The organism is Streptomyces mayteni, from assembly GCF_054783955.1.
This window is the reverse complement of the sequence record NZ_BAAGPR010000030.1, coordinates 10933-31232: the sequence shown is the minus strand read 5'-3', so window position 1 is coordinate 31232 and position 20300 is coordinate 10933. Positions and strand designations below refer to the sequence as shown.

Annotated in this window: 13 protein-coding genes; 3 read left to right on the top strand and 10 right to left on the bottom strand. The window is 71.6% G+C overall.

All coding sequences use genetic code 11. The features are described from left to right. Positions 1-141 precede the first annotated feature (141 nt). Complete coding sequence (locus ACYVPE_RS16135) at positions 142-3180, bottom strand: AfsR/SARP family transcriptional regulator (RefSeq protein ID WP_461034282.1); 3039 nt, start codon at positions 3178-3180, stop codon at positions 142-144. A gap of 194 nt (positions 3181-3374) precedes the next feature. On the opposite strand from ACYVPE_RS16135, the gene ACYVPE_RS16130 reads away from it, so the two are divergent. Continuing rightward, on the top strand, positions 3375-5504 hold the full coding sequence (locus tag ACYVPE_RS16130; protein ID WP_461034281.1) for a tetratricopeptide repeat protein: 2130 nt from the start codon (positions 3375-3377) through the stop codon (positions 5502-5504). Positions 5505-5574: 70 nt separating this feature from the next. On the opposite strand, the gene ACYVPE_RS16125 is transcribed toward ACYVPE_RS16130, so the two are convergent. After that, positions 5575-5964: a hypothetical protein gene (locus tag ACYVPE_RS16125; RefSeq protein ID WP_461034280.1), complete on the bottom strand. Its 390-nt coding sequence runs from the start codon at positions 5962-5964 to the stop codon at positions 5575-5577. Between the two features lie 50 nt (positions 5965-6014). Then, positions 6015-7259: a hypothetical protein gene (locus tag ACYVPE_RS16120; RefSeq protein ID WP_461034279.1), complete on the bottom strand. Its 1245-nt coding sequence runs from the start codon at positions 7257-7259 to the stop codon at positions 6015-6017. 203 nt (positions 7260-7462) lie between these two features. Between ACYVPE_RS16120 and ACYVPE_RS16115 the strand changes: the two genes are divergently transcribed. Continuing rightward, positions 7463-7924 carry a hypothetical protein gene (locus ACYVPE_RS16115; protein WP_461034278.1) on the top strand — a complete coding sequence of 154 codons (462 nt, stop codon included), beginning with the start codon at positions 7463-7465 and terminating at the stop codon, positions 7922-7924. Positions 7925-7979: 55 nt separating this feature from the next. Here ACYVPE_RS16115 and ACYVPE_RS16110 read toward each other — a convergent pair whose 3' ends face one another. The 3 genes from ACYVPE_RS16110 to ACYVPE_RS16100 form a co-directional block, all read right to left on the bottom strand. Continuing rightward, a complete protein-coding gene (locus tag ACYVPE_RS16110; protein ID WP_461034277.1) occupies positions 7980-8477 on the bottom strand; it encodes a hypothetical protein in 498 nt (165 codons plus the stop codon). A gap of 53 nt (positions 8478-8530) precedes the next feature. Next, a complete protein-coding gene (locus ACYVPE_RS16105; protein ID WP_461034276.1) occupies positions 8531-9940 on the bottom strand; it encodes an alpha/beta hydrolase in 1410 nt (469 codons plus the stop codon). 182 nt (positions 9941-10122) lie between these two features. Then, positions 10123-10518: a hypothetical protein gene (locus ACYVPE_RS16100; protein ID WP_461034275.1), complete on the bottom strand. Its 396-nt coding sequence runs from the start codon at positions 10516-10518 to the stop codon at positions 10123-10125. A 105-nt stretch (positions 10519-10623) separates the two neighbouring features. Between ACYVPE_RS16100 and ACYVPE_RS16095 the strand changes: the two genes are divergently transcribed. Continuing rightward, the gene (locus tag ACYVPE_RS16095; protein WP_461034274.1) at positions 10624-12117 is read left to right on the top strand and encodes an FGGY-family carbohydrate kinase; all 1494 of its coding nucleotides are present in this window, start codon (positions 10624-10626) and stop codon (positions 12115-12117) included. Here ACYVPE_RS16095 and ACYVPE_RS16090 read toward each other — a convergent pair. The 4 genes from ACYVPE_RS16090 to ACYVPE_RS16075 are packed head-to-tail and all read right to left on the bottom strand — an operon-like array spanning position 12096 to position 20275. Continuing rightward, a complete protein-coding gene (locus ACYVPE_RS16090; RefSeq protein WP_461034273.1) occupies positions 12096-13367 on the bottom strand; it encodes a TIGR02679 family protein in 1272 nt (423 codons plus the stop codon). The two genes, ACYVPE_RS16095 and ACYVPE_RS16090, sit on opposite strands and share 22 nt — an antisense overlap. Further along, positions 13343-17458 carry a TIGR02680 family protein gene (locus ACYVPE_RS16085; protein ID WP_461034272.1) on the bottom strand — a complete coding sequence of 1372 codons (4116 nt, stop codon included), beginning with the start codon at positions 17456-17458 and terminating at the stop codon, positions 13343-13345. Before ACYVPE_RS16085 ends, ACYVPE_RS16090 begins: the two co-directional genes overlap by 25 nt. Continuing rightward, a complete protein-coding gene (locus ACYVPE_RS16080) occupies positions 17455-18699 on the bottom strand; it encodes a TIGR02678 family protein (RefSeq protein WP_461034271.1) in 1245 nt (414 codons plus the stop codon). The genes ACYVPE_RS16085 and ACYVPE_RS16080 overlap by 4 nt, the downstream gene beginning before the upstream one ends. Further along, complete coding sequence (locus tag ACYVPE_RS16075) at positions 18683-20275, bottom strand: TIGR02677 family protein (RefSeq protein WP_461034270.1); 1593 nt, start codon at positions 20273-20275, stop codon at positions 18683-18685. The genes ACYVPE_RS16080 and ACYVPE_RS16075 overlap by 17 nt, the downstream gene beginning before the upstream one ends. Between the last annotated feature and the right edge of the window lie 25 nt (positions 20276-20300).

Below are 20300 nucleotides of genomic sequence, written 5' to 3'. Positions count from 1 at the left end.
GACCGCAAGATCAAATTGGCGTGCGGCAGAAGGACATGAGCCCGGTAACCAGGTATCGGGAGTCTACATCTATCAGGGGTTCCCCCGCCCCGCCTGGATGGAGTCTCTCCGCGTAGACGACCTGCCAGCGGAGCAACCTTTTCACCCTAGGCCGCCGAGTATCCGTTCAGCCTCGGCGACTTCGGCGGCAGCACCGATCCGCCGGGCGATGAGCAGGGCTGATTCGACATGGAGCGAAGCCGCCTCATGCCGGCCCAGTCGCTGCTCGGTGAGCCCCAACTCGACCAGGGCTTGGGCCTCTTCCGTCGCCGCTTTGATTTCCTGAGCAATTTCGAGCGCCCTGCCGTGATGCGCGAGCGCCTCGTCACACTGCCCCTTTTCCCGAAGCGTCGCCCCGATACCCGTCAGGGCCGTTGACTCCCAGCGCTTCTCGCCGAGTTGACGGAAGATGGAGAGCGTCTCGCGGTAGAGAACGAGCGCCGGGTCCAGTTCCCGGAACTTCCGGAGGGAATCAGCGACGTTCATCTGCACCGTCGTGCGGTCGGCCAACGATCCATGGTCGGTGGCGAGCACCAAGGCGATCTCATAGGACTCTCGAGCACGGCGGTGGGCTCCCGTGGCGCGATAGAGATCTCCAAGATTGTTCCGAGTGCGCCCCATATTCCCCATATCGCCACATTCCTGGAAGCCTGCGAGCGCACCCTGGAATGACGCGTCAGCGGAGGCGTACTCGCCCAGATGTAGCAGCGTGACACCGAGGTTGTTCTGGGAACGTGCCCCCTGGAGGATGTCGCCGTCGCGCAGCCGGATGTCAAGCGCTTCCCGCTGCATGTCCAGGGCTTTCCTGAGCTGCCCCTGATGCCGGTAAGGAAGGGCCAGTTGGTGCAGCGCCTCGGCGATGACCTCGCCGTCGCCGACTCGACGAGCCAGGTCGAGCGCTCGTTCCGCCGCCGTGATGGCCCGCCGATAGCGGCTGGCACGGGTTTGCACGATGCTGAGATCCAGGAGGCTGCGCGCCTCCATGCCCGGGTCGCCAGTCGAACGCCAGTGGAACACAGCCCGTTGGTGCAGCCGCTCGGCGGTGGTTATGTGGCGCAGCGAGTCGAGGAATCCGCCGAGGGCCTCGGTGAGGAGCGCCGCTCGGCCGGGGGGACCAAGTTCCCAGGCGGCATCGGCAGCCGCGAGCAGTTCCGACCGCTCCTCGGCCAACCAGTCACGCACGGCGGCGTGGTCGGGCCAGGAAGGAAGTGCGGTCGGATGGTGACGGACGCCGACCGTGGTGCGCGGCCGGTACGGAAAGAGAAGTCTGTCGGCCCGATCCACCACGTGTAGGTAGAAGTCGACGAGGCGGTCGGCGGCGCGCGTGTTCTCGTCAACCAGTTCTGCGGTGGTGGCCAGGCTGCGGGCATAGTCTCGCACCAGGTCATGCATCCGGTACCGATGGGGCCGGGGCTCCTGGATCAGGTTCTGGTTGAGGAGATCCTCGATGAGATGCTCGGTTTCGTTGAGTGGCAAGCCCAGGAGGGCGGCGGCGCCGTGCGGTCCGAGTTCCACCCCCGAATGCGCTCCGAGGCATCGGAAAGCCGCCTGCTGGCGTCCGCTCAGCCATCGGTAGGAGAAGGCGAAGATCTGGGTGATGTCGTGGTAGCCGTCGCGGATCTCCAGGAGACGCCCGCCGTCAGAGAGCCGGCGGGCCAGATCGCCGGCGGTCCACAGGGGGTGGGAGTTCATGCGACTCGCGACGATCTCGATCGCGAGGGGAAGGAATCCGCAGATGCGGACGATAGCGGCCACGTCGGATCTCACCGCTGTCCGCTCGCGGCCATCCACCCGGCTTCTGAACAGCGTGACGGCGTGTTCCTCTGTCAGCACGTCGAGCGGCACTCGGCGCAGCCCCGGGAGGCCGCTCAGCCGGCGGCGGCTCGTCGCGATCACCAGGGAGGAGGATTCGCCGGGCAGCAGAGGAAGAATCTGGGCTGGGTCGGCGACATCATCAAGGATCACCAGAGCACGGCGTTGAGCGAGAACCGAGCGCCACAGAGCCGTGGCCTCGTCAAGATCCCGGGGGATCTTCTCGGGCGGAACGCCGAAGCTACGCAGCAGCATGTCGAGCGCCGTGGCAGGCCCGACCGGCTTCTGATCTCCGGAATGAGTGCGCAGTTCCACGACGAACTGCCCGTCGGGGAAGAGGTCGCGGAGTTCGTGGGCGGCCTCCGTGGCCAGGACGGTCTTGCCGACCCCGCCCATTCCGTCGATCGCCTCAAGACCGATCACACGGCCCGCCGTGCTCTGCGCCTGTACCACGGCCGACCTGATGCGTTCCATCTGGACTTCGCGGCCGACCAGTTGAGTGCGGCGCGGCAGATTGTTGGGGACCGGCATGGCGAACTGCCGACCACCGGCGGTGACGCCACCAGGTATGAGCCCGTCGATGGGGGCCTGCCGCAGGACGGCCTGCTGGAGACGGCGCAGTCGAGGACCGGGATCCGAGCCGAACTCGTGGAGCTCCACTCGGATCCTCCGATAGACATCCAGGGCCTCAAGGGGCCGCCCGCACCCGTACAGGGCGAGCATGAGGTGCTCGGCAAGGGCCTCATCGCTCGGGTGCTGGACGGTGAGCGTTTCGAGGTCACCAACGATGTCGGCGAAATGGCCACGCCGTAGGGCGGCACTCGCCCGAATCAGGGCGACCGCGACTCGTTGGCGCGCGAAGGCCGACCGGATGTCCTCGGCCCACTGCCCGACGACCCCATTGAGCGGATCGCCGCGCCACAAGCGATCGGCCAGCTCAGCGAGGTGCAGGGCCTGTTGGTCCTCACCACTGTCGGCAAGCGAGCGGGCTTGGGCGGCGAGGGTGGCATGCCGGTGGAGGTCGACGGACTGCAGGTCGGCGTGGAGGACGTAGGCACCCGTACCGGCCCGCTTGACCTCTGGCCCATCCTGCCCGCTGGCGACGGCCACCATGATCCGGCGCAGCCGAGAGACATAGGTGCGCAGATTCTCCAGGGCGCGTTCGGGTGGGCGATCATCCCAGAGTCGGTTCAGCAGGACGTCAACCGGGACGGGACGGCCAGCGGCCAGGGCCAGAGAGGCCAGGGCCATACCCTCCTTCGTGGGCCCCAGAACGTGGGAGTGCTCGCCGTGCCATAACTCGATGGTGCCAAGGATGCGGAACTCCACCAGCTCCCCCTCCAGGCCGGTATTGCTCCCCAACGTGCTCTTGTCAACAAAGAGGGTTGCATAGCGTCGGCCACGTGGCTAGCCCGAGCCGTCTGACTTCGGGGTGAGCGAGATCGCGGTCTTGTTCGAAATCAGGAACATCGATCAGACTTGTGGTCCGTGACTATCGACGAGACGCGTCGGGGGGATGTGTCATGGAGTCGGATCCACGTGCGCACAGGAACATCATCGACGGAAACCCACAGCTCACGGGCCCGATTGTGCAGGCTCGCGATATTTCCGGAGGCATTCACTTCCATCAGCGATCAGAAGCCGAGGCGCAGCACACGGTTCCCCGTCAACTCCTCCCCGTGCCCGCGCATTTCGTCGGCCGAGAGAGGGACTTGCGAGCTCTGGACGCCCTGCGGGAGGGGCGGGAAGCCTCGGTGCCTCAGCTCATCGTGGTGACGGGGCTCGCCGGCGTCGGCAAGACCACACTGGTGTCACGATGGCTACAGGGCCGAACGGCGGAGTTTCCAGCGGGACACCTCTACGTTGATCTACGAGGATTCGGCCCTCGCGACAAGCCCGACGTCCGGGACGTGCTCGGGCTTCTTCTACGGTCCTTCGGATTGAGGGAGTTTCCGGTGGATCTGACAGAACGCGCCGCGATGTGGCGCTCGTTGACGAGGGACCTCGGGTTCTGCGTGATGTTCGACAATGCGCTGTCCGCGGCCCAGGTGAGGGCGATGCTGCCAAGCGCTCCCGGTGCCCTGGTGGTGGTCACCAGTCGTCGAAGGCTCACCGGTCTCGTGACCGACGGCGCGGCGTTCCACCAACTCGGCCAGCTGGACCAGCGGTCGTCGGTGGAACTGCTGTCTCGCGGCATCGGCCGGGAACGAGCGGACCGTGAGCAGTCGGCAGTGAACGATCTTGTGATGCTGTGCGCTGGGCTTCCCCTGGCCCTGTGCCTGGTTGCGGCACGCCTCGCCGCGCGCCCCGGGCAGCGCGTGAACGCCACGGTGACGGCCCTGAAGGAGGGCCTCGACCCCTTGAAGACTCTACGCGTGGAGGACACGAGGACGATGCAGAACGCACTTGACGAGTCGTACGCCACGCTCGCCCCCGAGGTCGCGGCCCTGTACCGACGCCTCGGGCCGTTGCCGGTCGACGTCGTCGACTCCGCGCTCGCCGCCGCCGTGGGATCGACGGACGGAGTGGTGGCAGATGGCCTGCTCGGTGACCTGGTGGAGGCGAACCTCCTGGAGGAGATCGGTCCGGACCGGTTCCGCTTTCATGACCTGGTGCGCGCACACGCGGCGCAGCGCGGCCGCGTAGAGGACCCCCAGGCGGCACGATCCGAGGTTCTGCGGCGGTTGGTCGACTGGTGCCTGACCGTCGCCACGTCAGCCGAGGAACTGCTCACGCCCAGCCACCGAAACCTGGACCGCGGCTATGCGTTCCCGCCCGAAGAGCCCGAGCAGTTCAGCAACGAGGGCGGTGCGTTGGACTGGTTGACGGCTCACCGCGAGACGCTGGTGGTCGCCGTACGCACTGCGGCCGACGCCGGTTGGGATGCCACGACGTGGCAACTCGTGGACGCCATGTGGCCGATGTTCCAGCGGCTCAGGCTCTACGACGACTGGATCGCGTGCCACGCCATCGGACTCACCGCCGCGCGACATGCCGGGAGCCGGGCGGCAGAGTCGCGCATGCTCACCTCGGGCGGCATCGGCCTTCGCAGCGCCGGAAGGTACGAGGAGGCCATCGGCTGGTTCGAGCAGGCTCTCGAACTCGCGCGCGACGAAGCCAATCCCCGGGATGAGGCGCAGGCCTGGAGCGGCCTCGGGAGTTCGTACCGCGGTGCCGGCCGCCTCGCCGACGCTGAGGAGTGCTTCCTTCGCGCCCTCGCGCTGCGGAACGAGATCGGCTATCGGCGGGGCGCCGCCCTTACCCTGCTCCGGCTTGGGCAACTCGCGCTGGACCAGGAGCACCATGAGCGGGCTGTCGAGCAGCTCACAGCCGCGCGCGCCGGACTCCTCGCGGAGGGGGACGTGTATGACGGGACACGGGCCGGGGCCCTGCTCGGGCTGGCTCTGGCGCGTGCCGGCGCCCACGACGCCGGGCGGCGCGAACTACGTGAGGCGATGGGCCGGTTCGAAGAGGCCAGCAGCCACCTGTGGGTCGCCAAGACACGGGAGATGCTGGGCGAGCTGGCATATCTGGAGGGCGACTTGCCGACGGCACACGAGCACTACGACCGGGCGATGGCCACCTTCTCGGTCGTCAGCCCCGTCGATCACCGGCGGCTACAGCACGTCCTGGGGCAGCTCGGGGCCGAATAGCGCTTCCGTCTGGCCGGATGGCAGTGGGCATCGTAGTGCTGACGTCGGTACCACGATGCCCACGAGTTCCTCAGTTCAGCGTCACTACCCACAGACGCAGCGGCGGGCGGCTCACCTCCCGCAGTTCGATGGACCGCAACGTCCGCCAAGGTGCTCCGAGCACGAGGTGCCCGTGCAGGAGCGAGGCGACGGCCGCGCACTCGCGAGTTCCGAAGGACGACGCGCGATCACCGGCCCGGACCATTCTGATCCGGCAACCGTCCCGCATACCCGCCACGCAACCCTCGTCGCCCTCGCGGGCCACCACGACGAGGCAGCCCGGATACCGGTTCAGCACGAGGTCCACCATCGACAGCGCGTCCACGACCGATCGTGCGCCCGGGATGTACAGCACGTCGGCGCACTCGAGAGCCGCAGGAGCCGTCAGTTCGTTGAACTCGGCGCGGATGTGCTCGTCCACGATGACGCGAACCCCGCCGCACGCGCGACGGGTCACGTCAGGATGGGACCTCATACCCCCATCCCCGTCGCGTCGTCGGTCCAGTCGTCGAGGGACGGAGGGAGTGGCGCCGGGGCGTCCAAGGGCCGGAACGCGGGCTCCCCGATGCCCAGCTGCCGGTACATGAGACGGCGCATGTTCGCGTTGAACTCCCCCGGCTTGGACGTGATCCGGGCGGCGACGGCCTTGAACTCCTCACGGCGATACTCCGACTTCGCGTAGCGGAGTTGGTCCTCCAGCGGGAGCCCCGAGGTCAGCGCCGGGGCGACCGTGGCGAGCGCGGCGGCCGGCGACGCCCGGTGAACCCGGTTGTGGGGATAGCGGGCCAGCACGATGGGCGCCGAGGTGAGTGTGGCGTAGGAGGTCACGGAGCCGTGATCCCCGATGATGTAGTCCGCCGCGGCCAGCAGGGCTCGCCAGTCGGTCTCCGGCGGCACGAGTGCCACCCCTCGGCGGCGATGTCCGGCGAGCCACGCCCTGATCTGCCACCATCCGTGGCCGGCCCAGACGTTGGGGTGCGAGAGGACGGCCGTCCGGAAGCGTGGCCTCGGCAGCTCACCGACCATCCGGTGCAACAGGCTGTCGAGCCGTCCGAAGGAGGCCGCCCGCCCCCAGGTGCTGGTGACCACCAGCAGTCGTTGCCCGCTCTCCACCCCGAGGGCGTTGCGGTAGGCCTCGCGGTGCGGCAGTGAGGCCAGGAGCCGGTCGTAGGCCGGATCCCCCACCACCGTCGTCACGGGCAACGCCTCGGGGCAACTGCGTGCCAGCGTCTCCCGCTCGCTGTGATGCGCGAGGCCGATGACGGACGGCACCACCCTGCCATCGTGGGTGATGTTGTCCCGGCTGAACATGCCGGGCGGCCGCTCCTCCCCTGCCGCACCCGTCCAGACTCGGGCCAGCTTGATGTGCCCCGCACCGTGCGAGAGCAGCACGAGCGGCTTGGGCACCTTGTCGATGTCCTCCCAGCCGGAGGCCAGCGCGAGATCGAACTCGGACCTGATGGCCTCCTCCCATGGCAGCACCGGGCACCCCATGCTCTGCAGGAAACGCAGGACTCCCTCGCCAAAAGGATGCGGAGCGACGGTGAAGACCACCTGGATCCGCCAGTCCGACTCCAGGAGGCGGAAGACGTCGAGCAACCGCTGGCAATAGGTGAGCGTGGAGGCGACGACGAGTACCCGCTTGCAGTCACGAATCGTCAGCCACTGCTCGTCGTCGACGCCGGCAGGCCCGGGCGGGCCTATGGTGTAGGTCATGATCTCCCCCCAAGGGATCTCCGGATCACCGTGACCCGGGCGTGGCGGCCGAACGCACGCCTCGGCTGCGACGCCGAATCGGCCGCTGATGGGGGGCTGCCCGTGGTATGGGACACAAGCGTTGCGAAAACCTTGCGGCCGGGTCGAAGGGGGAAGGGTCTCGGAAAGACATCCGCTTGGACGCCGGAATCAGGGAGTTGGAGATGGAACCGATCTCGACGGCCTTACTCGCCGCGTTGGCAGCAGGTGCCGGGGGTGAGGCCGGCAGGCAGACGTGGGAGGGATTGCTCGCTCTGGTGCGGCGTCCCTTCCGGCGAGGTGCGGTGGACGATGGTGACGGCCCGCCCTCGGTGAGTTCCGGAGAAGCGGAACTCAGGCGACTGGCACTGGCTCCCTCCGATCCGGAACGCGCTCAGACGCTCAGCACGGCGCTCGCGGTGCGTGCCGCGCTTGATGCCGACTTCCGTGGGCACCTGGCGAGTTGGGGGCAAGAGGCGCGGCTGGTCCGCACGGGCGACGGCGAGGTGCGGAACGAGATCAGTGGGGGAACCGTGCACGGGCCGGTGTTGCAGGGGCGGGACTTCTCCGGTCTCTCCATCACCGCGCCTTCCCTACCTGTGGTGCCGCGTGACTCGCGAGACGCCGGTGAAGAGGAGACAGCTTGATGCCGGAAGTGCCGTGGCGAGCCACCGTGTGTGAGCTGAGCCCAACGACGAGTGGTCAGCCGAACTGCTGCTGCTCGACGCCGGGGGGCAGGAGGCAGGGAGTTCGGATGATGAACAGCAACTGTCCCTCCTCGTGGTCCTCGGCCGTGACGGACTGCTGATCCTCTGGGTGGCGAGCATCCACCAGATTGGCGGGATTCAGCGAAGGGTCCGAGCGATACCCCTGAATCTCGAGCCCGTTGCTCTCCAACGCGTCCCGGATGGAACGGATGGCTTCGACGTTTCGCTCCGGCTCGATGTTGGCCAGAACAGAATAGCTGTGAGTGAATCGTCCGTCATCCGCTACCTCGTCGTTCTGACCCACGCAATCCAGGAAGCTGGAACGGACTGTCTCGAGGGCGAGCTCGGCCCCGGCACTTCTCGCCATCGACTCAGCCCAGTGCGTCGTCCATTCATCCGCCTCATCGCGCGTCATGCGGGGTAGCGGGTCGTTGATCGCGTCATCGCTGGCGCCACTGGCCGACATACATCCTCCCAGTACCAACATCGACACGACGGCAAGGGTTGTCGTGCACCACCTCGCGCTGCGGCTCCGCAGAGAGATCTTCACTGTGCCGCCGCTCCGTTCCCGGGTGCTTCCCCGGTGATGATGCGCCCCATGTTCTCCAGCGAAGCGCTGTCGGGAGTCCAGTAGGCGCTGTGCCCTGAGGTATCGACGGGCATCTCCTGTACGTCGCCAAACCAGAAATGCTGTGGCGAACGACCGAGAGTGAGGCCGGAAAGGTTGTGAGCCACCGGGTCATCGGAGGCTGCGCCGACCCAGAGTCTGTCCGGAGCAATGTGCAGCTCATCGACGTTCGATACCGTCATACCAGGGCTGCCCAAGACGATGATGTCATCGACTCCCAGGCCGTTACCTCCGGCGTCCGCAGCGCCGACCGTGGTGGAGCCATAGCTGTGGCCCACCACGGTGAGATGGTTGTCTGGCCCGTCGTGAGCGGCTCTGAGGCCGGCGGTAAAGTCGCGGAGGTCCGGGGCTGCTTCGCTGGCGCGTTCCCGAGTCATCACACTGTCCGAAATTTCCGGGGCGTCGTAGCCGAGCCAGGAAATCACGGAGACATCACCACGTTGTTGGTTCAACGCCTCGTCCTGCATCACGCCAATCCGATTGATCTGCCCCTGCATACTCCCTATATCCGTCGTCGTCCCCGGCACCAACACGGCCGTGTGCGCGGCCGTGTCCGGGTTGCCTTGGGCAACGATCGCTCGGCCGTCGTCCTCGGTGCCGAAGCCGAGCAGGTAGAGCCGTTGCTCCTCAGGCGCGCCCGTGCGCGCGTCCAGCGTCTCCTGGAGGCGGGTCAGGCCGTCGTAGATGTAGCGCTCGTGGTAGCCGAGGTCGTGTTCCCGCGCCCGGAAGTCGTTGAGCTGGGCGTCCAGCGCGGTGCGGTTGGCGTGGTCGCGGGTCTCGGCGGGGAGGCCGTCGAGGGCGCCGAGCTCCGTCGGGTAGGTGGCCAGCAGGATGTCGCGTTCCAGGTCGGTCAGGCCGGACCACCAGCGGGCCGCCTCGGCCGGGGGTCGGTCCGTGGGGATGGCGTCGGACGAGATGCCGATGCCGTGGGCCTCGGAGAGCCGCGCCGCCGCTTCGTCGGTGCTCTGGGCGCCGTACTCCTTGTCGAGGGTGAACGGGTCGAGTTCGCGCAGCGCGCGGGCCGCCTGGCCGCTGGCGTCCCTGGCCTGCTCAACGGCCTCGTCGATGCGGGCCTGGTAGCCGACCACCTGGATGGATTCGCGCAGCAGCCGGTCCTGGTCCGCGAGGTCGGAGGGGCTGGGGTGGGGCGGGCGGGGGATGACGGTGCCGTCGTCGCCGACGCGGTGGCCGGCGTCCTCCGCCTCGGCGACCGCGGTGCACAGCCGCTGTTGTGCCGCGTGCATCCGGGTTCTCGCCTCGTCCAGGACGGCGGCGAGCAGCAGGGCGTTTCGGCTCGCGGTGGTGAGGATCGACTGGGTGATGGCCATGGCGCGTAGCCCGGTGTCGGCCGACTGGCCGGCCCACCTCGCGTCGATCAGCGGGCGGGAGACGCGGGCGTGCGAGCCGTCGTGCGCCTCCTCGCACGCCTCGGCCAGCCGACGCCAGCTGGTGACCGCGGTGCCGAGGGGCTGGAGGTCCTGGTTCAGCAGTTCGTGGTACGTCGCCGGCATCAGACGGTGCTCCAGCCGCGGAAGGAGGCGCGGAGGTGCTGGTCGAGGCCGACCATGGCGGCGGTGATGGCGCGTAGGCCGGTGGCGTGTTCGGGTAGCCGGTTGGCCGTGTCGGTCAGGGCCTCTCCCCAGCCGCTCGCGCTCCGGGTCAGTTGTTCCCCGAACGTCCACTGCCGGAGGGACTCCGCGGCGGCCGTGAGGTCGGTGACGGCGCGGTCGAGCGCGGGGCGCAGGTCGTCGTGCAGGCTCTCGGAGGCGGTGGCGGACGTGAGGAGTTGGTCGACGGGGACGCTCACGTCCGGGTCGGCCGGCGCCGCGTCCGGGGTGCGCTGGCGGGCGATGTCCGCGCGTGCCTGGGCCTGGAGCATGGCCCATTCCCTGTCCCAGCTCGACATCGCATCCCCCTCCACGCGCCGATTTCATGACCCTGGGTAATGTATCGGATGCGTCCCGTCCGCCCGACTCGCGTTCCGGGTCACGAAGCGGTAGGTATCGGTGCCATGACGCTGCTGCTCGGGATCGACATCGGGACGTCCGGGTCCAAGGGGGTGCTGGTCCGGCCGGACGGGGGGTTGGTGGCGCGGGCCGAGTGTGCGCACGGGGTGGCGACGCCGCGTCCCGGGTGGGTGGAGCACGACGCGGTCGGGGTGTGGTGGCGCGACTTCGTCGCGCTGGTGCGGGAGTTGCTGGCGCGGGTGCCGGCCGGGGAGCGGGTGGCGGCGGTCGGGGTCAGCGGGATCGGGCCCTGCGTGCTGCCGGTCGGGGGTGACGGGGAGCCGTTGCGGCCGGCGATCCTGTACGGGGTGGACACCAGGGCGGGGGCGCAGATCGCGGAGCAGCGGGCGCGGTTCGGGGACGCGGTGGTGTTGGAGCGGTGCGGGTCGCCGTTGACCAGCCAGGCGGTGGGGCCGAAGTTGGCGTGGTTGCGGGCCGAGGAGCCGGCGGTGTTCGCGGCGACGCGGCGGTGGTTCATGGCGAGTTCGTACCTGGTGCACCGGCTCACCGGGGCCTATGTGCTCGACCATCACTCGGCGAGCCAGTGCGTGCCGCTGTACGACCTGCGGCGGGGTGGGTGGATCGAGGAGTGGTGCGACGAGGTCGCGCCCGACGTGGAGTGGCCGCGTCTGGTGTGGCCGGCCGAGGTGGTGGGTGAGGTGACCGGGGAGGCGGCGGAGCTGACCGGGTTGCCGGCCGGGACGCCGGTGGTGGCGGGGACGGTGGACGCCTGGGCGGAGGCAGCGGCGGTCGGGGTGACGGCGCCTGGGGACGTGATGGTGATGTACGGGACGACGATGTTCCTGGTGAACGTGGTGGGCGAGCCGGCGCCCGACGCCCGGCTGTGGTCGACGCGTGGCGCGTTCCCCGGCACGTACTCGCTGGCGGCCGGGATGGCCACGTCGGGCGCGGTCACCGGGTGGCTGCGGGAGCTGACCGGGGCGGAGTACGGGACGCTGGTGGCGGAGGCGGCGGCCGTACCGCCGGGCGCGGAGGGTCTGTTGATGCTGCCGTACTTCGCGGGCGAGCGGACGCCGCTGTTCGATCCTGACGCGCGGGGCCTGGTGCTGGGGTTGACGCTGCGGCACGGGCGCGGACATCTGTACCGGGCGGCGCTGGAGGGTACGGCGTTCGGGGTGCGGCACAACCTGGAGGCGATGGCCGAGGCGGGCGGCGCGCCGGCCCGGCTGGTGGCGGTGGGCGGCGGGGCGCGGGAGCTGTGGACGCGGATCGTCTCGGACGTGACGGGGCGACCGCAGCAGGTGCCGCGGCACACGATCGGCGCGGCGTACGGCGACGCGTTCCTGGCGGCGGTCGGCACCGGGCGGGCCGTGGAACGGGATATCGCGGGGTGGAACCCGGTGGAACAGGTGGTGGAGCCGGATTCGGAAGTGCACGAGGGGTATGGGGAGTTGTACCGGCTCTATCGGGAGCTCTATCCGGCGACGCGGGAGGCGGCGCACGTGCTGGCGCGGCGTCAGCGGATCGACGGGGGCTGAGGGGCCGGGCCGCCGGCCAGGTCGGCGAGGAGGTCGGCGAGGACCAGTTCCTCTTCGACGACCACCCCGGCCGCCGACATCGCGGGGGCGAGGTCGGGGTCCCAGGTGGCCGTGGTCACGGTGCCGGTGAGGCGGCGGGGCGTGGGGTGCGGGGTGGTCGTCGCCGACCGGTAGGCGGTGGCGGTGTACCGCCAGGGGTGCCAGGGGACGTGCCGGAGCAGGATGTTGGCGATGCGGAGGCCGCCCCAGTCGAAGTCGCCGTGGTAGTGGAGCCGGGCGCCGCCGGCGGCGAGGGCGCGCAGCAGGGTGAGGGCGGCGGTGCCGGGTTGGCCCTGGAGGCAGACCAGGGGTGGGCAGGCGGGGCCGAGGCGGTCGGCGGCGGCGGAGAGGACGGTGGGGTTCTCGCAGACGTGGATCACGCCGGTCAGCGGGGAGGGTGGGGTGAGGGTCAGCTGGCGGAGGGTGAGGACGGCCGGCTGGCCGGCCTCGTGGAGGGCGGCCAGGGCACGGCCGGTCGGGGTGGTGGGGTCGCCGGGGAGGCCCAGGGTGAGGACGGTGGAGGAGAGTTCGTCCCGGAGCAGGCCGGCCGAGGCCCAGACCTGGCGGCGCCATTCGGCGCCGTCGCCCGGCGGTGTGCCGGTGAGGGCCTGGATGGCGCCGAAGGTGAGGGTGGCGAGGGGGCGGCCGTCGTCCAGGGCGTGGGCGGCGCCGCAGACGCGGGCGGCGAAGGTGGCGCGTTCCGTCGCGGGGGTGGGGAGTTGGGAGAGGACGGCGGTGAGGGTGGCGAGGAGCGGGGTGGCTTCCTCGGGGGTGGTGGCCAGGCGGCGGGCCAGGCCGGTGGCGTGCAACCCGTCGAGCCAGCTGGAGAGTTCGGGCCGCCGCCCGACGAGGGTGGTGAGGGGGGCGAAGGCGGCCTGCCAGTGGTCGGCCTCGCGTCGGGCGGTCTCGGCGTGGGAGGGGACGGGGCCGGTGAGGGTCACCACGGCCTCGGCGAGGCCGCCGGGGCTGATCTCGGCGCGGCGGAGGACGGCGTCCACCGCGTCGAGGGAGAGGGTGAGGGTCTTACCGCTGCGCGGGGCGCGGCCCAGGAGCCGTTCGGCGGCGGCGCGTTGGGCCTCGGTGGGGTCGGTGAGGGAGACGGTGCCGGAGAGCGGAGTGTCGTTGGCCATCCGACGGCGGGCGGCGACGAGCAGCCAGGACAGTTCGGGGGCGCCGAGGAGGCGGGTCAGGCGGGGGAGGTCGAGAGCCACAGTTCTTCCTGGGCGGGGGGCTCGGGGCTGGGTTCCGGGCCGCGGCGGCGCTCGTGGCCGTCCCATTCCCAGCGGGTGACGAGGACGGCCGGCACCTCGTCGACGCGGGAGAGCTGGGCGATGGCGATGCCCGGCACCTGCGGGTAGCAGGCCCATTCGCGTTCGCTGGTCATGACGACGTCGAGGTCGAAGGCGCTGAGGAGGCCGAGGCACTTGGCGCGGGAGTCGTCGTCGACACCGGCGAACGCCTCGTCCAGGGTGACCAGTCGAGGGGCGTGGGGGTTGCCGGCGGTGGCGTAGTGGGAGGAGGCGGCGGCGAACAGCGGAACGGAGACGGAGAGGACGCGCTCGCCGCCGGACGCGGGGCCGGTGGCGGAACGCCACTGGCCGTGTTGGTGGCGCTCGATGCCGAACTCGTGCCAGGCGCGGTAGTCGAGGGCGGCGGTGAGGTGTTCGAGCCAGGTGCCGGCGGGATCGCCGGCCTGGGCTCGGGCGATCTCGGCCTGGAGGAAGTCGCCGATGGCGGCCCGGTCGCCGGGCGACCAGGCGTCGGCGGACTGGCGGAGCCGTTCGCGGGCCGTGGTGAAGCCGGGGGGCGCGGCACGGGAGGGGCGCCAGACGAGGCGGAGGAGCATCCCGGTGCTGGTGGGGCGGTCGGCGAGCTCGTCGTTCATGCGGCGGACCTGGCGTTCCGCGGTACCGATGAGTTCCTGGAGGGTGCCGGCGACCTCGGTGATGAGGTGGGTTTCGAGGATCTCGCGCTCGCGGGCCGACAGCATGCGCTGGAGCTCGTCGACCTCTGTGGTGAGGGCGGTGGCGAGCTCGGGGACGGCGCGCTCCCTGCCCTGGAAGAGGATGTCGACGACGAGCCCGTCTTCCAGCATGCGCTGGGAGGCCGCGTGGCCATGCCGGGAGAGGGCGTCCTGCAGGGTCTTGAACTCGTCGTTGACCTTGCGTTGGACGCGTTCCCAGACGGCGTCGGACTCGTCGGTGGCGGCGAGTTCGGTCTCGATGGCGCGGGCGAGTTGGACGGCGGGGGTGGCGGCCCAGGGATCGTCGCCTGGCGGGACGGGGAGATCGGGCAGGGCGACGGCCAACAGGCCGGTGGCGGCGAAGCGTTGGAGGGCGGCGATGGCCTCGGTGCGGGTGTCGACGGCCGCGTCGACGTCGGCGGTGAGCTGTTGGATCCGGCCGGTGGCCTGGCCGTGGGTGCGGATGGCCTCGGTGTGGGTGTGGCGGGCGCGCTTCTGGTCGGCGTCGCAGGCGCGCAGGGCGGCGGCCACCTCGGCGAGGCGGCGCTGCAGCTCGGCGACGGCCGCGCCGACGGTGGCGGCGAGGGTCCGGTGGTGCTGCCGGGCGGCGAGCGCCGCGTGGTTGGCGGTCTCGGCGCGGGCGGCGAGTTCGGTGGCGTGGGCGGTGGCCTGGTCTGCGTCGGTTCGTTCGACGGTGACGGCCTGGGCGGCGGCGGTGCGCTCGCGGACGGCGGGCCAGAGGGCGGCCAGGGCGAGGCGGTAGGCGGCCAGGGCCTCGGTGGCGGCGCGCAGCGCGGTGCGTTCGGCTGGCAGCTGGAGGTCGCGGGCGGTGGTGACGAACACCTCGGCCGTCTCGGCGGCTTCGCGGGTGGCGTCGGCGGCGCGGCGGGCGTGCGCCTCGTACTGGAGGCGGGCGCGGTGCACGGCGTCGGCGGCGGCGCCGACCCGCGCGTGCGCGGTGCGCAGCCCGGCGTCGTCGGGGAGGGCGGCGAGCTCGGCGTCCAGCGTGTGGCGGCGGTCGGCGAGGGCGGCGGTGGTCTCCGCGAGGCGCGTCAGTTCCGCGGTGATGTCGGCGAGTTCGGCGCGAAGGGTGGCGATGCGGGCGCGGCGGGCGGCCTCGCGGGCGCCCTCGCCGAGGTACTCGGCGGCGTCCTTGGCCCAGGCGCCGCGCAGCGCTCCGACGCGGAAGGCGCCGTGCGCGTCGACCCAGGTGTGGGTGGGCTGTTCGCCGTAGCCGATGGCGGTGAGGAGGCGGGTGATGGTGTCGGGTGTGACGGCGGCGGCGCGCGGGTCATCGGGGTCGACGGCCGGGCGGAGGAGCTGAGCGAGGGACGGCCCAGGGGCCGGGGCGTCGGGAGTGAGCAGGGTGTCGTGGGTGCCGGCCGCCAGGGGGGTGCCGTCGGGGAGCACCCAGGCGTCCAGCAGCCCGGCGGCCTGGAGGGCGGCCTCGACGCCCGCCCGGTCGGCGGCGGCCACGTGGTCGTGGAAGTCGACCAGGCGCCACAGGGGTGCGCCGGCCCGGTCGTGGCGGGCGTCGGCGGCGCGGGTGGGCGGGGGTGTGGGCCCGCGCTGGCCGCCGGATTCGAGGGCGGTCAGCTCGGCGGTGAGCGTGTCGCGGCGCTCGGTGCTGGCGGTTCCGCGGGTGGACAACGCGGCAGTGGCTTCGGCGAGTTCGGTGGAGCGGGCGCGGTGGGTGGCGGCGGCAGCGGTGCGCGCGGGATAGGGGCCTTCGAGGTGGCCGCTCCAGTCCTGGAGTTGGTCGAGCAGCCCCGTGGTGTCGTCGAGGCGCAGTTCGACGCAGTCGGCGAGGTGGTCGCGGACGGCGGTGACCTGGGCGCGACCGGCGTGCTCCGCGCCGGTCTGGGCCGCGTCCCGGCGCTCGGCGGACACGCTGAGCTCGGCCGCCGCCTCCTCGGCGCGGCCGACGGCGGCCAGCCGGGCGGCGTCGGCGCGTTCCGCGCCGGCCGCCAGGCTTTCCGCGTGCGCGATGGCCCGGGCGCGGCGGTCGGTCAGGTCCTCGGCGGCGCTGACCGGCTCCTCGGCACCCACGGCGTCGGGCGCGGCGAGGGGTACGGCGACGCGGTCGGCGTGCGGCTCGCCGATGCCGGCGGCCTTGGCGGCCTCGCCGGCCTGGGTGAGCGCGGCGGCGACGCGGTCGTTCCCCGCACGCTGCCGGGTCTCGGCGTCGGCGAGGCGGGCCTGGGCGCGGCCGGCCCGCTCGGCGGCCCGGTCCCGATCCTCGGCGGCGCGGCGGGCTTCGGTGGTGGTGCGGTCGGCTTCCCGCGCGGCCCGGTCAAGCTCGTGCGCGCTGCGCATCTCGGGGCCGGCGCGCAGCGCGGCGTCCTCGGCGCGCAGCCGGGTGTGGCGCTCCTCCGCCACGGCGATGGCCTCCTCGGCGGCGGTGATGGCCTCGGTGGCGCGGGTCCGCTCGCCCTGTGCCTGGTGGAGGTCGCGCTGGAGGTGTTCGTAGCGGGAGTGGGCGAGGCGCGGTGTCCTGGCCCTGCGGCGCGCGGCGACGGTGGCGTAGCGCCGATAGTGCCCGAGGAAGGCGGTGGCGGCGTCCCTGGCCTCGGACATCGCCGCCAGGTTGGCCTTCTCCTCGTCGAGTGAACGGAACGCCTCGGCGACGTCCGCGACGAGGGCGGCCTCCATGGGCGGCAGGGACTCGGTGAGCGCCTTCGAGAGGGCGGTCTCGCTCGGGCGCTTGGAGAGCTGCGGCTGGCGCAGCTGGATCAGCAGGTCGACGAGGGCCGCGTAGCGCTGCTCGCCGAGCCCGAACAGCGCCTCGTCGACGGCCCGCCGATAGGCCCTGGCCTGGTCGTACACCATGCCGTGGCCCTCGATGGCGTCGGCGAGCCGGTCGCGGGAGAGCGCGGTGCGGGTGGCGTCGACCAGGGAGAGGCCGCCGTCGGGGTCGCCGAGGCGCTGGCTGGTGACGAAGAACCAGTGCCGGGCGATGCCACGGCCCTTGACCGCCTTGAGGCCGCAGCCGAGGGTGCGGAACTCGGGCTCGCCGGTCTCGGTGCGGCGACCGAACTCGATCCAGGCGTAGCCGAGGCGCTCGGCGTGTGGGTGCTCGCCGCCCAGCAGCAGGTTCCACTCCATGCGCTTCTTGGGGTCGCCGTCGGGCTCGACGCGGTGGGCCCTGAGGTCGCCGTCGAGGAGGAACGGCAGAGTCAGGGCGAGGACCTTGGACTTGCCCGTGCCGTTGTTGCCGCGCAGCAGCAGCCGGCCGTCACGGAAGTGGAACTCCTCGGTGTCGTAGTAGAAGAGGTCGACCAGCCCGAGGCGCAGCGGCTGCCAGCGGGATCGGGTGGGGGAGGGCGCGGTGGCGCTCATGCCCGGGACTTCCTCTCCTTCTTGTCCTTCTTGACGGTCTCGCGCCCGCTGGTGGGGTCCGTGACGACGGTCTCGCCGACCGCGTAGCGGGCCAGGGCGGGGCGGGCGGTGACGGTGGTGGGTGCCCGGCGGACCAGGCCGAGGGCGTGCAGCTTGGTCAGGGCCTGCTCGACGAGCTCGGCCTCGGCCCCTGGTTCCTTGGCCGACTTGGACCAGTAGGCGCCGTATTCGGCGGCCAGGGCCCTGATGTGGCCGTGGAGTTCCGGCAGTTCGGCGGAGTGCCGGGCGGCCAGGTGCTCGGCGAGCAGCAGGGTGACGTGGCCGTGGGTGCCCTGTTCTGGCATGCGCACGTCGGTGAGCTCGTCGTCGGGGTCGACCATCGCGATGCCCTCGGCCCGCACCTCGGGGACCAGGCCGGTGAGTTCGCCGATGCGGCGGGTGATGGCGCCGCGTTGGCCGGTGAGGTAGGCGACCTCGGCTTCGGTGAGCTCGTCGTAGTGCAGCACGGGGCCGTCGAGCAGGCGGCGGGTGAGGGTGTGGCGGAGGTGGCGGTTGCGCAGCTCGTCGCTGTCCAGCGCGGTCTCGGCGGCCAGTTCGGCGAGACGGTTCTCGAAGTCGGCGGCGGCGACGGTGGAGGGGCCGCGCCGGGTGGCCAACATGCCTGCCAGCACCCGGCGTTCGACGTCGTAGAGGGCGTCCCCCGCCTTCTGGAGGTAGGCGTTCTCGTCGCCGCTGACCCTGGCCAGCACCCCGAGGTCGATCAGCAGCCGCACCACGGCCACCAGGTCGGCTCGCTCGGCGCGCTCCTCCAGGGTGAAGACGACGCCGGCGGCGGCCAGCGCCGGGTCGGCCGCCTCCAGCACCACCTGCCCCGCGAGCCTGCCGAGGGTGACCTGCGCCTCGCCGCGCTCGAGCGCGGCCAGCGCCAGGCAGAGCAGGACGTAGCGGCGGCGGGTGAAGGGCAGCCCGCCCCGGCTCGCCTCGTGCGCCGGGTGGGTGGAGTCGGCGGTGGTTCCCGGCAGCTTGCGCAGCCTGGCGGTCTCCGCGTCGACCTGGAGGGGCCAGCCGACGTTCCGGTCGAACCAGGCGCGCAGCTCGGACTCGTGCTGGCGGACGAGCCGGAACTCCTCGGCCGTCGCCCCGTGGGCACGCAGCAGCGGACGGCGCAGCAGGGCCCGGGCGGCCTGCCGTAGCTCGGCCTCCCGCCGGGCCGCGTTGAACTCGTCAAGACGGCCGCTCACGTCCCGCCCCCTCCCCCACCAGGTCGATGATATCCACCAGGTGGTCGGGGCCGCGGAACGTGCCGCCGGGGGTCACGATCTCGGCCGTGCCCGCGTCGGGCAGCACGCTCATCCTGATCTCCATCGTGCCGTCGTTGCTGGTGGCGACGGTGGACTGGCACCCGGGTCGCCAGGTCGCCAAGGCGTCGCCGAGCAGCTGGAGGAAGAGGCCGAACGCCGTGGGGTCGAGCTCGCCGAGGTCGGAGAGGCGCACCGGGCCCGGGGTGGCGAGGTGGGCACGGGCGGCGGTGATCTCCTCGGCCTGCTTGCGCGCCACGGCGGCCAGGTGGCGCCGGGCCTCGCCACGGTCCTCGACCCGGCGGGCGCGGCCGCGTCGTTCGTAGGAGCCGGATCTGCGCAGCTGTGGGCTGATGCGCAGCGGCGGGGCCTCGGACCAGGGGGTGGCGGCCGGCACCGGCTGGGCATCGCGCTCGGCCAGGGTGTCGGCGTCCACGGGGAGGTGGCGCGCCGGGTAGAGGCCGAAGGCGGTGCGCCACAGCCGGTGGCGGGCGTCGTCGTCGGGGGCTTCGGCGAACCACCTGGCCAGGGTGCGGAAGTCGGCGGAGCGGTCCGAGCGGCCGGCCCGGCGCTCGTTCAACGAGGAGACGACGGCGAGGAGTTGAGGAATGGCGCCGAGGGCACGGGCGCGCAGCAGTTTGGCCTGTGCCGGGCGACCAGGTGTGCTGCGGAACCACGCGGCGAGCCCCGCCCAGCGGGCGCGCCACCTGGCGTGCGCCTGGCCGGTGGCCGTCTCGCTCTCCTCGGGGGCCGCGTCGGCGGCCTCGCGCTCGGCGGCGATCCGCAGCAGCCGGTCGACGCCGCCGGGCCCCGCCTCCAACTCGCCGAGGATGCCCGCGATGTCGGCGCCGGTGGTGATCAGGTCCTGGATGAACCGCTCCAGGTAGTCGATCAGCCGGTCCTTGTAGGCGAGGAACGCCTCGACCTCGGCGTCGTGCAGGTCGATGGTGCGCTGCAACGAGCCCATGAAGGCGCGGGCGTTCTCCGCGAGGCCGGTGAACCGGTCGGTGAGCGCGAGCAGCGCCATGTGGGTGACGGCCGGGTCAGGATCGTTCTCGGCGGCCTGGCCGAGCAGCACCCGCAGGTGGGTGACGATGTCGGCGAGCGCCACCGCCTGGAGCGCGCCGCGCCGCCCCAGGGTCTCGTCGTAGACGGCCAGTGCGGCCTCGGCGGCTTCGCCGGTGCGCGTCAACTGGTAGATGAAGCGACGGCGGTAGAAGTCCTCGACGGCGGTGACGCGCGCCGTGTCGGGGTCGGCACGCAGGTTGCCCCAGTCGACCAGCGCGTCAAGACCGCGCGTCACCACCACGAGGTCGGCGGGGCGGAGCGCCGCGGGCAGCGCGCCGTGCACGTCCTCGGGGCGCAGATGCACGGCGAACTGGGCCTTGGCACGGACGAACACACCCATCACGGCGCGGTACAGCGGGGCCTGCGGCACCGTGAGGTGGGTGAAGGCCGCGTACCCGGGCGTGGCGGCGCCGGCCTCGGCGGAAGCTTGGTCGTGGTCGTGGTCGGACATTGGGCCCATTGTGTCAAGCGAGCTG

Excerpts from the sequence above, each read along its gene's own strand:
- ACYVPE_RS16105 (WP_461034276.1), bottom strand. The coding sequence starts at position 9,940 with ATGGCCATCACCCAGTCGATCCTCACCACCGCGAGCCGAAACGCCCTG.
- ACYVPE_RS16095 (WP_461034274.1), top strand. The coding sequence starts at position 10,624 with ATGACGCTGCTGCTCGGGATCGACATCGGGACGTCCGGGTCCAAGGGG.
- ACYVPE_RS16120 (WP_461034279.1), bottom strand. The coding sequence starts at position 7,259 with ATGACCTACACCATAGGCCCGCCCGGGCCTGCCGGCGTCGACGACGAG.
- ACYVPE_RS16085 (WP_461034272.1), bottom strand. The coding sequence starts at position 17,458 with ATGAGCGCCACCGCGCCCTCCCCCACCCGATCCCGCTGGCAGCCGCTG.
- ACYVPE_RS16130 (WP_461034281.1), top strand. The coding sequence starts at position 3,375 with ATGGAGTCGGATCCACGTGCGCACAGGAACATCATCGACGGAAACCCA.
- ACYVPE_RS16115 (WP_461034278.1), top strand. The coding sequence starts at position 7,463 with ATGGAACCGATCTCGACGGCCTTACTCGCCGCGTTGGCAGCAGGTGCC.
- ACYVPE_RS16075 (WP_461034270.1), bottom strand. The coding sequence starts at position 20,275 with ATGTCCGACCACGACCACGACCAAGCTTCCGCCGAGGCCGGCGCCGCC.
- ACYVPE_RS16100 (WP_461034275.1), bottom strand. The coding sequence starts at position 10,518 with ATGTCGAGCTGGGACAGGGAATGGGCCATGCTCCAGGCCCAGGCACGC.